This is a genomic window from Streptomyces sp. NPDC042259, from assembly GCF_055582085.1.
Genome location: NZ_JBVJDW010000001.1, coordinates 918,845 through 932,158 on the forward strand (window position 1 = coordinate 918,845; position 13,314 = coordinate 932,158).

Annotated in this window: 11 protein-coding genes; 9 read left to right on the forward strand and 2 right to left on the reverse strand. The window is 72.3% G+C overall.

Going from position 1 to position 13,314, the window contains the following annotated elements; genetic code table 11:
- Positions 1-165: 165 nt before the first annotated feature.
- Entirely contained in the window at positions 166-777 is a 612-nt protein-coding gene (locus ACZ6MA_RS04125) for an SACE_7040 family transcriptional regulator (RefSeq protein WP_469430863.1), read from the reverse strand.
- 88 nt (positions 778-865) lie between these two features.
- On the opposite strand from ACZ6MA_RS04125, the gene ACZ6MA_RS04130 reads away from it, so the two are divergent.
- From ACZ6MA_RS04130 to glmS, 7 genes are all read left to right on the forward strand, one after another.
- Positions 866-2,497 (forward strand): carboxyl transferase domain-containing protein, encoded by a 1,632-nt coding sequence (locus ACZ6MA_RS04130; RefSeq protein ID WP_469430865.1) that lies wholly within the window; start codon positions 866-868, stop codon positions 2,495-2,497.
- Positions 2,498-2,523: 26 nt separating this feature from the next.
- Entirely contained in the window at positions 2,524-4,644 is a 2,121-nt protein-coding gene (locus tag ACZ6MA_RS04135; protein ID WP_469430867.1) for an acetyl/propionyl/methylcrotonyl-CoA carboxylase subunit alpha, read from the forward strand.
- On the forward strand, positions 4,641-5,579 hold the full coding sequence (locus tag ACZ6MA_RS04140; RefSeq protein WP_469430868.1) for a hydroxymethylglutaryl-CoA lyase: 939 nt from the start codon (positions 4,641-4,643) through the stop codon (positions 5,577-5,579). The genes ACZ6MA_RS04135 and ACZ6MA_RS04140 overlap by 4 nt, the downstream gene beginning before the upstream one ends.
- Before the next feature lie 3 nt (positions 5,580-5,582).
- The gene (locus ACZ6MA_RS04145) at positions 5,583-6,743 is read left to right on the forward strand and encodes an acyl-CoA dehydrogenase family protein (protein ID WP_469430869.1); all 1,161 of its coding nucleotides are present in this window, start codon (positions 5,583-5,585) and stop codon (positions 6,741-6,743) included.
- Between the two features lie 32 nt (positions 6,744-6,775).
- Complete coding sequence (locus tag ACZ6MA_RS04150) at positions 6,776-7,687, forward strand: DUF4429 domain-containing protein (protein WP_469430871.1); 912 nt, start codon at positions 6,776-6,778, stop codon at positions 7,685-7,687.
- Between the two features lie 100 nt (positions 7,688-7,787).
- On the forward strand, positions 7,788-8,063 hold the full coding sequence (locus tag ACZ6MA_RS04155; protein ID WP_469430873.1) for a hypothetical protein: 276 nt from the start codon (positions 7,788-7,790) through the stop codon (positions 8,061-8,063).
- Positions 8,064-8,122: 59 nt separating this feature from the next.
- Positions 8,123-9,943, forward strand: a complete 1,821-nt coding sequence (gene glmS / locus ACZ6MA_RS04160; RefSeq protein WP_469430874.1) for a glutamine--fructose-6-phosphate transaminase (isomerizing) — start codon at positions 8,123-8,125, stop codon at positions 9,941-9,943.
- Positions 9,944-10,388: 445 nt separating this feature from the next.
- Here glmS and ACZ6MA_RS04165 read toward each other — a convergent pair whose 3' ends face one another.
- Positions 10,389-10,910: a universal stress protein gene (locus ACZ6MA_RS04165; protein ID WP_184729586.1), complete on the reverse strand. Its 522-nt coding sequence runs from the start codon at positions 10,908-10,910 to the stop codon at positions 10,389-10,391.
- 342 nt (positions 10,911-11,252) lie between these two features.
- Here ACZ6MA_RS04165 and ACZ6MA_RS04170 point away from each other — a divergent pair, with 342 nt between their 5' ends.
- Entirely contained in the window at positions 11,253-11,585 is a 333-nt protein-coding gene (locus ACZ6MA_RS04170) for a hypothetical protein (protein WP_469430876.1), read from the forward strand.
- 368 nt (positions 11,586-11,953) lie between these two features.
- Positions 11,954-13,309 (forward strand): helix-turn-helix domain-containing protein, encoded by a 1,356-nt coding sequence (locus ACZ6MA_RS04175; RefSeq protein WP_469430877.1) that lies wholly within the window; start codon positions 11,954-11,956, stop codon positions 13,307-13,309.
- Positions 13,310-13,314: the final 5 nt, after the last annotated feature.

The following is a 13,314-nucleotide window of genomic DNA, read 5'->3' on the forward strand; positions in this document are numbered from 1 at the left end:
AAACCCCCCCCCCCCTCTCCTCTTTCCTCCCCCCCCCCCTCCCCTCCCCCCCCCCCCCCCCCTTCCGGCGGTGGACCCCGCGCCCGCAGGGCGCCCGCCGCCGCAGGCGGCACGACGGCCCGCAGCCGAAGAAGCCGCCGGCAACCGGAGAGGCACCGGAGTGGCCTAAAGGGCCCCAAGCGCTCCGAGCGCCAGCCTGCGCAGCAGCGCGGCCGTGGCCGTCCGGCCGGGAAGCGCGGCGGGGCGGCTGAGGTGCGGGGTGGAGTTGAGCAGCCCGAAGACGGCGTGCACGGCGGCGCGGACGTCGGCCTCGGTGGCATCGGGGTGCAGCCGGCCGACGACGTCGACCCACAGCTCCACGTACCGGCGCTGGAGCGAGCGCACCAGCTTGCGGTCGCTGTCGCGCAGCTGGCCCAGCTCACGGTCGTGGAGGGTGATCAGCGCGCGGTCGTCCAGGGCGAAGTCGATGTGGCCGTCGATGAGGGAGTCGAGGACCGCGGCGTCGTCGCCGCCCGCCCCGGTCGCCTCGGCGACGCGCGCGCGGCCGCCCGCGAAGAGCCGCTCGCTGATCCCCACCAGCAGCTCCGCCAGCATCGCGTCCTTGCCCGCGAAGTGCCGGTAGAGGCCGGGGCCGCTGATGCCGACCGCCGCCCCTATCTCGTCCACCCCGACACCGTGGAAGCCGCGCTCGGCGAAGAGCCGGGCGGCCTCCCGGAGGATCTGCTCCCGGCGGGTGGGGGCGGGGGCGGGCTGGAGGCGGGTTGCTGCGTCTGTCACGAAAACAATTCTAGACAGCGGCGTTAGTGGTCGTTAACCTGAGGGAAACGTGTTAACGCTCATTAACCGAGCAAGGGAGCTCGAGTCCATGCAGCAGGCACCGGTGCTGGGGAGCACCGCAGATCCGGCGTCCGACGCCTGGCGGGCCAACGAGGCCGCCCACCGCGAGCTGGCCGCCGGACTGCGCGAGAAGCTCGCCGCGGCACGGCTGGGCGGCGGCGCGAAGGCCCGCGCCCGGCACACCGCACGCGGAAAACTGCTCCCGCGCGACCGGGTGGACGCACTGCTGGACCCCGGCTCGCCGTTCCTGGAGCTGGCGCCGCTGGCGGCCGAGGGGATGTACGGCGGGGCCGCCCCGGCGGCGGGCGTCATCGCCGGCATCGGGCGCGTGTCCGGACGCGAGGTGGTCGTCGTCGCCAACGACGCCACCGTCAAGGGCGGCACGTACTACCCGATGACCGTCAAGAAGCACCTGCGCGCCCAGGAGGTCGCGCTGGAGAACAGGCTCCCGTGCCTGTATCTCGTGGACTCCGGCGGCGCGTTCCTCCCCCTGCAGGACGAGGTCTTCCCCGACCGCGACCACTTCGGCCGGATCTTCTACAACCAGGCCCGGATGTCCGGCGCCGGCATCCCGCAGATCGCGGCGGTGCTCGGCTCCTGCACCGCGGGCGGCGCCTACGTCCCGGCGATGAGCGACGAGGCGGTGATCGTGCGCGACCAGGGCACGATCTTCCTGGGCGGCCCGCCGCTGGTGAAGGCCGCGACGGGCGAGGTCGTCACGGCGGAGGAGCTGGGCGGCGGCGAGGTCCACTCCAAGGTCTCGGGCGTCACCGACCACCTCGCCGAGGACGACGCGCACGCCCTGCGGATCGTGCGGAACATCGTGGCCACCCTCCCCGGGCGCGGCCCGCTGCCGTGGACGGTGGAGCCCGCCGAGGAGCCGAAGACCGATCCGCGAGGGCTCTACGGCGCGGTCCCGGTCGACTCCCGCACCCCGTACGACGCGCGGGAGATCATCGCGCGGATCGTGGACGGCTCCCGGTTCCAGGAGTTCAAGGCGGAGTTCGGGCAGACCCTGGTGACGGGCTTCGCCCGGATCCACGGCCACCCGGTGGGCATCGTCGCCAACAACGGCATCCTCTTCTCCGAATCCGCCCAGAAGGGCGCGCACTTCATCGAGCTGTGCGACCAGCGCGGCATCCCCCTGCTCTTCCTCCAGAACATCTCCGGCTTCATGGTCGGGCGCAGTTACGAGGCGGGCGGCATCGCCAAGCACGGCGCGAAGATGGTCACGGCGGTGGCCTGCACCCGCGTCCCCAAGCTCACGGTCGTCGTCGGCGGCTCGTACGGCGCGGGCAATTACTCGATGTGCGGCCGGGCCTACTCCCCGCGCTTCCTGTGGATGTGGCCCAACGCCAAGATCTCCGTGATGGGCGGCGAGCAGGCCGCGTCCGTCCTCGCCACCGTCAAGCGCGACCAGCTCGAAGCGCGCGGGGAGGAGTGGAGCGCGGCCGACGAGGAGGCGTTCCGGGCACCGGTCCGCGAGCAGTACGAGACGCAGGGCAGCGCCTACTACGCCACCGCGCGACTGTGGGACGACGGGGTCATCGACCCGCTGGAGACCCGGCAGGTGCTGGGCCTGGCCCTGACCGCCTGCGCCAACGCCCCGCTGCCCGCGAAGGACCCGTCGGCGCCCGGCTACGGCGTCTTCCGGATGTGAGCGCCCCCATGACTAGCGGAGACTCCATGTTCGACACCGTCCTGGTCGCCAACCGCGGCGAGATCGCCGTCCGCGTCATCCGTACGCTGCGCGCGCTCGGCATCCGTTCGGTCGCCGTGTTCAGCGACGCCGACGCGGACGCCCGCCATGTGCGCGAGGCGGACACGGCCGTGCGGATCGGCCCCGCGGCGGCGGCGGAGAGCTATCTGTCCGTCCCGCGCCTGCTGGCGGCGGCGGCGCGCAGCGGGGCGCAGGCCGTCCACCCCGGCTACGGCTTCCTCGCGGAGAACGCGGCGTTCGCCCGTGCCTGCGCGGACGCCGGGCTGGTGTTCATCGGCCCGCCCGCCGAAGCGATCCAGCTGATGGGCGACAAGATCCGCGCCAAGGAGACCGTCCGGGCGGCGGGCGTGCCGGTCGTGCCGGGCTCCTCCGGCAGCGGTCTGACCGACGCGCAGCTGGCGGACTCGGCCCGGGAGATCGGGATGCCCGTGCTGCTCAAGCCCTCGGCGGGCGGCGGCGGCAAGGGCATGCGACTCGTGCGCGACGAGGCGCTGCTGGGCGAGGAGATCGCCGCGGCCCGGCGCGAGGCCCGGGGCTCCTTCGGTGACGACACGCTGCTCGTCGAGCGGTGGGTCGACCGCCCCCGGCACATCGAGATCCAGGTCCTCGCGGACGGCCACGGCAACGTCATCCACCTCGGCGAGCGCGAGTGCTCACTCCAGCGCCGCCACCAGAAGATCATCGAGGAGGCGCCGTCCCCCTTCCTCGACGAGGCCACCCGGGCGGCGATGGGCGAGGCCGCCGTGCAGGCGGCCCGCTCCTGTGGGTACACCGGCGCGGGCACGGTGGAGTTCATCGTGCCGGGCGACGACCCCGCCTCCTACTACTTCATGGAGATGAACACCCGCCTCCAGGTCGAGCACCCCGTCACGGAGCTGATCACGGGGCTGGACCTCGTCGAATGGCAGGTCCGGGTGGCCGCCGGCGAGCGGCTGGACCGGGCCCAGGCCGAGGTGACGCTGACCGGCCACGCGGTCGAGGCCCGCATCTGCGCGGAGACCGCCCGGCCCACGGCGGACGGCCGGGTGGACTTCCTGCCCTCGGCGGGCACGGTGCTCGCCCTGGGCGAACCGGCGGGCGCGGGCGTGCGGGTCGACTCCGGCCTCAGCGCGGGCACGGAGGTCGGCACCTCCTACGACCCGATGCTCGCGAAGGTCATCGCCTACGGCCCGGACCGCCCGACGGCGCTGCGCCGGCTGCGGGCCGCCCTCGCGGAGACGACTGTCCTGGGCGTGGACACCAACGCGGGTTTCCTGCGCCGGCTGCTGGCGCACCCCTCGGTGGTGTCGGGCGCGCTGGACACGGGCCTGGTCGACCGCGACGCGGGGGCGCTGGTGCCGCGCGGGGTACCGGACGAGGTGTACGCGGCGGCGGCGCTGCTGCGCCAGTCGGCGCTGGCGCCGGCCGCGCGTGACGCGGGCGGCTGGGTGGACCCCTTCTCCGCCCCGACGGGCTGGCGCCTGGGCGGCGAACCGGCCTGGACGGTCCACCACCTGCGCGTACCGGGCCAGGACCCGGTGCCGGTGCGGGTACGCGGCGACGTGACGAACGCGCAACTTAACGTCGCGGGCTCCGCCCAGGTTCCGGGGACGGACACCTCAGCGACCCCGGAAACGGGCGTCGGGGCCCGCAGCGTGAAGCTGTTGTGCCTTCGGGGGGCCGGGGGCTTGTCCCCGGGGGCGGGGAGGGGCGGGGTGGGGGAGATCACCGTCGACATCGACGGCCTCACCCACACCTTCACCCATGCCACCAGCCCGGAGGGCACCTGGCTCGGGCGCGACGGCGACACCTGGCACGTCCAGGACCACGACCCCACCGCCGCCCGCGGTGGCGCGGGCGCCGCGCACGCCGGGGCGCTGACCGCGCCGATGCCCGGCACGGTCACCGTCGTCAAGGCCGCCGTCGGCGATGCCGTGACCGCCGGGCAGAGCCTGCTCGTGGTGGAGGCGATGAAGATGGAGCACGTCATCTCCGCACCGCACGACGGGACCGTCACCGAGCTGGACGTGACGGCGGGCGCCACCGTCGCCATGGACCAGGTCCTGGCCGTCGTCACCCCCGCCGACGCCCCGCGGGAGGAGTCATGACCGACGGACTGCCGATGGTCGTGCCGGAGCCCGGCCTGCCGGACCGTGTCCGGATCCACGAGGTCGGCCCCCGCGACGGGCTGCAGAACGAGAAGACGGTCGTCCCCGCCCCGGTGAAGGCGGAGTTCATCCGCCGGCTCGCCGACGCCGGGCTCTCCACCATCGAGGCGACGAGCTTCGTGCACCCCAAGTGGGTGCCCCAGCTCGCCGACGCCGAGCAGCTGATGCCCCTGCTCGACGGTGTCGCGGCCCGCCTCCCCGTCCTGGTGCCGAACGCGCGCGGCCTGGACCGCGCCCTGGCCCTCGGCGTGCGCGAGGTCGCCGTGTTCGGCAGCGTCACCGAGTCGTTCGCCAAGGCCAACCTCAACCGCACGGTCGACGAGTCGCTGGAGATGTTCGCGCCCGTCGTGGCCACGGCACGGGAGGCCGGCGTCGGTGTGCGCGGCTATCTCTCGATGTGCTTCGGCGACCCCTGGGAAGGGGCCGTGCCGGTCGGGCAGGTCGCGCGGGTCGCCCGCCGGCTGCTGGACCTCGGCTGCGACGAGCTGAGCCTCGGCGACACGATCGGCGTCGCCACCCCCGGCCACGTCACCGCCGTCCTGACCGCGCTGGACGCGGCGGGCGTGCCGGCCGAGCGGCTCGCCGTGCACTTCCACGACACCTACGGGCAGGCCCTGTCCAACACCCTGGCGGCCCTGCGGCACGGCGTGGGCGTCGTCGACGCCTCCGCCGGCGGCCTCGGCGGCTGCCCCTACGCGAAGAGCGCCACCGGCAACCTCGCCACCGAGGACCTCGTGTGGATGCTCGACGGCCTCGGTATCGACACCGGGGTCGACCTCGGCCGGCTCACCGCCACAAGCGTGTGGATGGCCGGCCACCTGGGGCGGCCCAGCCCGTCCCGTACCGTCCGCGCCCTCTCCCACCAGGAGCTTTGAGTCATGTCGCTGGACCACCGCCTCTCCCCCGAGCACGAGGCCCTCCGCCGTACCGTGCGGGAGTTCGCGCACGACGTCGTCGCGCCGAAGATCGGCGACTTCTACGAGCGCCACGAGTTCCCGTACGAGATCGTCCGGGAGATGGGCCGCATGGGCCTGTTCGGGCTGCCCTTCCCCGAGGAGTACGGCGGGATGGGCGGCGACTACCTGGCCCTTGGTCTCGCCCTGGAGGAGCTGGCCCGCGTCGACTCCTCCGTGGCGATCACCCTGGAGGCCGGGGTCTCGCTGGGCGCGATGCCGGTCTTCCGCTTCGGCACCGAGGAGCAGCGGCGGGAGTGGCTGCCCAAGCTGTGTTCCGGCGAGATGCTGGGCGCCTTCGGGCTGACCGAGCCCGAGTGCGGTTCGGACGCGGGCGGTACGCGCACCACCGCCCGGCTGGACGAGGCGACGGACGAGTGGGTGATCAACGGCACCAAGTGCTTCATCACCAACTCCGGCACCGACATCACGGGCCTGGTCACGGTCACCGCCGTCACCGGCCGCGACGAGAACGGCAAGCCGCGCATCTCGTCGATCATCGTGCCGTCGGGCACCCCCGGCTTCACCGTCGCCGCCCCCTATTCCAAGGTCGGCTGGAACGCCTCGGACACCCGTGAGCTGTCCTTCTCCGACGTCCGGGTCCCGGCGGCGAACCTGCTGGGCGAGGAGGGCCGCGGGTACGCCCAGTTCCTGCGCATCCTCGACGAGGGCCGGATCGCGATCTCGGCACTGGCGACGGGGCTCGCCCAGGGCTGTGTCGACGAGTCGGTGTCCTACGCCAAGGCCCGGGAGGCGTTCGGCAAGCCGATCGGCGCGAACCAGGCGATCCAGTTCAAGCTGGCCGACATGGAGATGCGGGCGCACACCGCCCGGATCGCGTGGCGCGACGCCGCGTCGCGGCTGCTGCACGGCGAGCCGTTCAAGAAGGAGGCGGCGCTGGCCAAGCTCTACTCCTCCGAGATCGCCGTCACCAACGCCCGCGAAGCCACCCAGATCCACGGCGGCTACGGATTCATGAACGAGTACCCGGTGGCCCGTATGTGGCGGGATTCCAAGATCCTGGAGATCGGCGAGGGCACGAGCGAGGTCCAGCGGATGCTGATCGCCCGCGAGTTGGGCCTGTAGGACGCCCCCGCGCGGCTGCGAGAATTCCGCCCATGGCCGAGATCCTGCAGAAAGACGGTACGTGGGCGTTCGACGGCGACACGATACGGATCGTGCCCGGGCGGGAGCGCGGGGTGCACCCGCTGCGCCAGACCCTGGGCGAGCTGGCCGTTCCGCTGACGGCGGTGGCGGGCGTCGCCTTCGAGCCGGGCCGTAAGGGCGGCCGGCTGCGGCTGCGGCTGCGCGACGGGGCCGACCCCCTGACGCAGGCCGCGCGCGGCCGGCTGCCGGACGGCGCCGACCCGTACCAGCTGGCGGTCGAGCCGGACCGCACGGGCGTGGCGGAGTACTTCGTGGCCGAGGTGCGCGACGCCCTGCTGCTGGAGGGGGTGCCGGACGGTCCCACGGACCGCTATCTGCTGCCGGGGCCCGCCGTGCCGCTGTCGCTGGGCGCGGGGGACGGCACGGCCTCCTTCGACGGCGAGTGGGTCCGGCTGGAGTGGAACTGGATGACGGAGGAGGGCAAGAAGTCCGCCGGAACGCGCACCTTCGCGGTGGCCGACCTCGCCTCGGTGGAGTGGCTGCCCTCCCACGGCCTGGAGAACGGCTGTCTGCGCTTCGTCCCGGCCAGGGGGACGACGAAGGCCCCGCCGAAGCACGACCCGTACGCGATCGTGCTGTACGGCTTCAAGAAGGACGCGCTGATGGCGCTGGTCGCGGCCGCGGTGCTGGCCCGGCTGCCGCACCCCTCGGGTGCGGCGGCGGGCCGCCCCGCCCCGGTCCTGCCGGCCGGCGGGAGCGCTGTCCCGGGCTCCGGCCCGGGCCCCGGCCCCGGTGGCGCTCCCGGCTCCGATCACGACGCGCTGCTGCGGCGCCTGCGGGAGCTGGGCGAGCTGCACGGGAGCGGGGTGCTCACCGACGAGGAGTTCGCGGCGGCGAAGCAGGCCGTACTCAAGCGCTTCTAATCCGACATTTCCCGGCCTTCCCCACCCTTTCGATCTTCACTCCTGCCCGATATCGGGCAGGATTCTTGCGAAAGGCCTCGGCACCCCTCAGTATCAACGGGTGCTCGAACGCCGTATGACCCATGACGACCTGGTGGACCACCTGGTGCGCAGCACGCCGCTTCAGCGCGGCGAGGCCGCCCGGGTGGTGCTGGACGTCCTGGCGTACTTCGACGAGTCGACCGAGACGTTCGTGCGTCGCCGACACCGCGAGCTCCAGTCCGGCGGACTGAACAACGCGGAGATCTTCGAGCGGATCGCCACGGAGCTGCCGCACCGCGCGGTGGCCCCACCCGAGCTCTCGCTGCGGCAGCTGCGCCGCATCGTCTACGGCTGAGTCGGCGGCTCCTGCCGCCGCCGAGCATCACTGATCGTTTGTCTGGGAGGGTCAACACCATGTGCGGAATCGTCGGTTATATCGGTAAGCGCGATGTCGCGCCGCTGCTGCTGGAGGGTCTCCAGCGCCTGGAGTACCGCGGCTACGACTCCGCCGGTATCGCCCTGCACGCGAGCGGCAAGACGGGCGGTCTGAAGTCCGCCAAGGCCAAGGGCCGCGTCCGCGAGCTGGAGTCGCGCCTGCCCAAGCGCTTCAACGGCACCACCGGCATCGCCCACACCCGCTGGGCGACGCACGGCGCGCCCAACGACGTCAACGCCCACCCGCACCTGGACGCCGAGGAGAAGGTCGCCGTCGTCCACAACGGCATCATCGACAACGCCTCCGACCTGCGCGCCAAGCTGACGGCCGAGGGCTTCGTCTTCGTCTCCGACACCGACACCGAGGTCCTGGCCCACCTCATCGCCCGCTCCGAGGCGGCGACGCTGGAGGAGAAGGTCCGCGAGGCCGTCAAGCACATCGAGGGCACGTACGGCATCGCCGTCCTGCACGCCGACTTCCCGGACCGCATCGTCGTGGCCCGCAACGGCTCCCCCGTGGTGCTGGGCATAGGCGAGAAGGAGATGTTCGTCTCCTCCGACGTCGCGGCGCTGGTCAGCCACACCCGCCAGGTCGTCACCCTCGACGACGGCGAGATGGCCACCCTCCGGGCGGACGACTACCGCACGTACACCACCGAGGGTTCCTCCACCTCGGCGCAGCCGACCACCGTCGAGTGGGAGGCCGAGTCGTACGACATGGGCGGCCACGACACCTACATGCACAAGGAGATCCACGAGCAGGCGGATGCGGTCGACCGCGCGCTGCGCGGCCGGATCGACGACCGCTTCTCCACCGTGCACCTGGGCGGGCTGAACCTCGACGCCCGTGACGCGCGCGCCGTGCGCCGGGTGAAGATCCTCGGCTGCGGCACCTCGTACCACGCCGGTCAGATCGGCGCCCAGATGATCGAGGAGCTGGCGCGGATCCCCGCCGACGCCGAGCCGGCCTCCGAGTTCCGCTACCGCAACCCGGTCGTGGACCCCGACACCCTCTACATCGCGGTCTCCCAGTCCGGTGAGACCTACGACGTGCTCGCCGCCGTGCAGGAGCTCAAGCGCAAGGGCGCCCGCGTCCTGGGCCTGGTCAACGTGGTGGGCTCCGCGATCGCCCGCGAGACCGACGGCGGCATCTACGTGCACGCCGGCCCCGAGGTCTGCGTCGTCTCCACCAAGTGCTTCACCAACATGGTGGTCTCCTTCGGTCTGCTCGCCCTGCACCTGGGCCGCACCCGTGACCTGTCCGTCGCCGACGGCAAGCGGATCATCGCGGGCCTGCGCAAGCTGCCCGAGCAGATCGCCGAGATCCTGGCGAACGAGGGCGAGATCGAGAAGCTGGCCGGGGAGTACGCCGACGCCAAGTCGATGATGTTCATCGGCCGCGTCCGGGGCTACCCGGTCGCCCGCGAGGCCTCGCTGAAGCTCAAGGAGGTCTCGTACATCCACGCCGAGGCCTACCCGGCGTCCGAGCTCAAGCACGGCCCGCTGGCCCTGATCGAGCCCGCCATGCCGACGGTCGCGATCGTCCCGGACGACGACCTGCTGGAGAAGAACCGCGCCGCGCTCGAGGAGATCAAGGCCCGCAGCGGCCGCATCCTCGCCGTCGCGCACCAGGTACAGGAGAAGGCCGACCACACCATCGTGGTGCCGAAGAACGAGGACGAGCTGGACCCGATCCTCATGGGCATCCCGCTGCAGCTCCTCGCCTACTACACGGCGAAGGCCATGGGCCGCGACATCGACAAGCCCCGCAACCTGGCGAAGTCCGTCACGGTCGAGTAAGACCCGGGGTCTCGATCGGTAGCGGCCTGTCCCCGCGACCACGCGTCGAGCAACCCCTGGCGGCGAAGCCACGCCCGCGAAAGCGGCGGCGCTTCAGCCGCGAAAAGGGGACGGTCTTCCCCGCACGTGCCACCACGCGCGCGGGGAGGACCGCCTCCCCTGCGCCGGCGTCGCCCGCACGCCGGCGGTGATGCCGCCGGTCCCGGGAGCCGTCACCTCCCGTCCGGCAGCACGTCACATGTAGCGGGTTGTACCCGCCGCCGCGGCGCTATCCACCTCTACGCGCGAGTAGATTCATCCGGTTCGTCAAGGGTGGAATCGGCGCCGCTCCGGGCGTATCGCGCCACCATCTCCCCTGCGGCGCGGCCGAGTTGGCGCCGGATGGCCGACGCCCGCACACCTGCCGCGGCCGGGGGCCACGCGAGCGGTACGGCGGGACCGGGACTTAAGGGATGACGACGACCGGCCGCTGCGCGCGCCGTGCCAGCCGCCCCGCGACGGAGCCGAAGATCCGGCCGACCAGGCCGTGGGTGGAGCCGACCACGATCGCGTCCGCCGCGTACTCCCGGCCGACTTCCTCCAATTCGTGGCAGATGTCCCCACCGCGCTCCACCAGGATCCAGGGCACCTCGGACAAATAGTCCGCACAGGCCAGTTCGAGGCCGAGCACTTCCGTCCGGTGGTCGGGGACGTCCACGAAGACCGGCGGCTCACAGCCCGCCCATACGGTCGTCGGCAGCCGGTTGGCCACATGGACGATGATCAGCCCGGAGCCCGAGCGCCGGGCCATCCCGATTGCATATGCAAGCGCTCGCTCGCTCGACGTGGAGCCGTCGAAGCCCACCACGACACCGTGCTGGAACGCCGGATCGCAGGCATGACGTGTTTCTTCCGCCGCTTCGGGGTGCGCCGCTTGATCGGCGACCCGCTTGCGGTCCGCGGGTTCGGAGAATTCGTGACCGGCCATCGGTGTCTCGGCGAAGGAGTCCTCTTGCGGAGGGGGATCGACGGGGGCTGATTGGAGTTGTCGAGGGGGACGGATCGGATGGATCAAGAACGAAAAAATCCGTCCGGGATTCATCTTTTCAAGTGCTTACCCCCCAGGGTACGGCGCCACTCGCCGGCTGCCCAGAGGCCGCCCGGCCGGGCACGCCGGTTTCCACACCCCCCGGGGCGTTCCCCGGAGCATGCACGAGGGCGGCGCGCAGCGCAATGCCCCGGCCGGGCCCCGGATCCCCCGCTTCCCAGTGACCCCGGGGGCGGCCGGGCGTTGTACTACCGCCAGCAGCCGCCACCAGGGAGCCGTTCCGTGCCCGGAACCCGCGAGTCCGCACGCGCCGACGCCGCCAAGGGGGAGTCCCCCGATCCGGTGAGCGACGTAGTCCGCTGGGCGGCCTTCAGCTGCGCCCTGGTCCCCGTCGTCCTGCTGATGTGCGGTCAGTCCTTCGGCGGTGCCGCCGGCACGGCGGCCGGTCTGGTGGCGGTCACCTGCGCCTGCCACGCCCTACTGCGCCAGTCGGAGCGCAGCGCCGCCCGGGTGGCGGCGGAACAGTCGATTCCGCACCGCGGCAGGCGGGGCCGCACCGGTACCGGATCGCATCGCGGAGCGCGTCATCCCGGCACCGGCTCATCGGTCGACTGACGTCCTCGCACGCCTGCACCCATAGGTTTTCAGCCAACTTGGGGCCGAACTCCATCCCTTGGCCAAAGCACCCCCCAACAGCCGGTCGACCAGCAAGGGAAGGGCCGTTGAGGGCGGTTGCGCCCTACGGGGAGTGGGCATGGGCGAGAGGCGTACTTTTCACCGAGCCCTGCAAGTGCAACGCTTCGTGATCGAACGCTTCACGCCAAGTTGTCATGTCGACATAGAGCCGGGTGGTGAACTGGTCACCGCGTCTCCATTCGACGCAGTAGATTCGATCTTGGCCATGACCGGCGGGGGAACCGTTCAGGACCGAGGGGAAACGTGCAGGACCGAGAGGACTCGACCGCCGAGGGGGGCTTAGCGCCATGAGCCAGGACTCCACGACCGTACCGGAGACCGCGCGCAAGCTCTCCGGACGCCGCCGCCGGGAGATCGTCGCAGTGCTGCTATTCAGCGGCGGCCCCATCTTCGAAAGCTCCATTCCGCTCTCCGTGTTCGGCATCGACCGACAGGACGCAGGAGTCCCCCGCTACCGCTTGCTGGTGTGCGCGGGCGAAGATGTGCCATTGCGAACAACCGGCGGCCTTGAACTGACCGCACCGTACGGCCTGGAGGCACTCTCCAGGGCGGGCACCGTCGTGGTGCCCGCGTGGCGGTCGATCACCCAGCCGCCACCGACCGCCGCACTCGACGCGCTGCGCCGCGCCCATGAAGAGGGCGCCCGCATCGTCGGGCTGTGCACCGGGGCCTTCGTACTGGCCGCCGCGGGGCTGCTCGACGGCAGGCCCGCCACCACCCATTGGATGTACGCGCCCACGCTCGCCAAGCGCTATCCGTCGGTCCACGTGGACCCGCGGGAGCTCTTCGTGGACGACGGTGACGTACTGACGTCCGCGGGCACCGCGGCAGGCATCGACCTGTGCCTGCACATCGTCCGTACCGACCACGGCGCCGACGCGGCGGGGGCCCTGGCCCGTCGTCTCGTCGTACCGCCACGCCGCAGCGGCGGGCAGGAGCGCTATCTCGACCGGTCTTTACCGGAGGAGATCGGCGCCGACCCGCTCGCCGAGGTCGTCGCCTGGGCCTTGGAGCACCTCCACGAGCAGTTCGACGTGGAGACCCTGGCGGCGCGCGCCTATATGAGCAGGCGCACCTTCGACCGGAGGTTCCGCTCGCTCACCGGGAGCGCTCCGCTGCAATGGCTGATCACCCAGCGGGGGCTTCAGGCGCAGCGGCTCCTGGAGACCTCGGACTATTCCGTGGACGAGGTCGCCGGGCGCTGCGGCTTCCGCTCGCCGGTGGCCCTGCGCGGTCACTTCCGGCGGCAGCTGGGGTCCTCCCCCGCCGCCTACCGGGCCGCCTACCGGGCACGCCGGCCGCAGAACGGCGCGGCCGACCGGGCGGAGCGGGGCGAGCGTCCGGACCGTCCGGACAGAGGGGACCGCTTCGACCGGCAGGATCTGCCCGAGCAGCGGACCGGGGAATCCTCGGTGATGGCGATGCGGCGCACGGCCATGGCCGGCGCCCATGCCGTGACCGGCGCGTCCCTGGCACCGCCACCACCCCACGGTGGACATAGCGGGCATATGGGATCCGGCGGCCATCTCGGCCATGGGTCCGGACACAGTGGTCCCGGCGGGCTCGGCCCCGAGCCCGGCAAGCCGGAGTCCGACCTCTACAGCCCACGCCTGCCCGGGCAGCGGGAACGCCCCGTAGGGTGAGACGT

Coding starts and splice junctions, on each gene's coding strand:
- ACZ6MA_RS04140 (WP_469430868.1), top strand. CDS start 4,641: ATGACCGACGGACTGCCGATGGTCGTGCCGGAGCCCGGCCTGCCGGAC.
- ACZ6MA_RS04150 (WP_469430871.1), top strand. CDS start 6,776: ATGGCCGAGATCCTGCAGAAAGACGGTACGTGGGCGTTCGACGGCGAC.
- ACZ6MA_RS04165 (WP_184729586.1), bottom strand. CDS start 10,910: ATGGCCGGTCACGAATTCTCCGAACCCGCGGACCGCAAGCGGGTCGCC.
- ACZ6MA_RS04145 (WP_469430869.1), top strand. CDS start 5,583: ATGTCGCTGGACCACCGCCTCTCCCCCGAGCACGAGGCCCTCCGCCGT.
- glmS (WP_469430874.1), top strand. CDS start 8,123: ATGTGCGGAATCGTCGGTTATATCGGTAAGCGCGATGTCGCGCCGCTG.
- ACZ6MA_RS04135 (WP_469430867.1), top strand. CDS start 2,524: ATGTTCGACACCGTCCTGGTCGCCAACCGCGGCGAGATCGCCGTCCGC.
- ACZ6MA_RS04130 (WP_469430865.1), top strand. CDS start 866: ATGCAGCAGGCACCGGTGCTGGGGAGCACCGCAGATCCGGCGTCCGAC.
- ACZ6MA_RS04175 (WP_469430877.1), top strand. CDS start 11,954: ATGAGCCAGGACTCCACGACCGTACCGGAGACCGCGCGCAAGCTCTCC.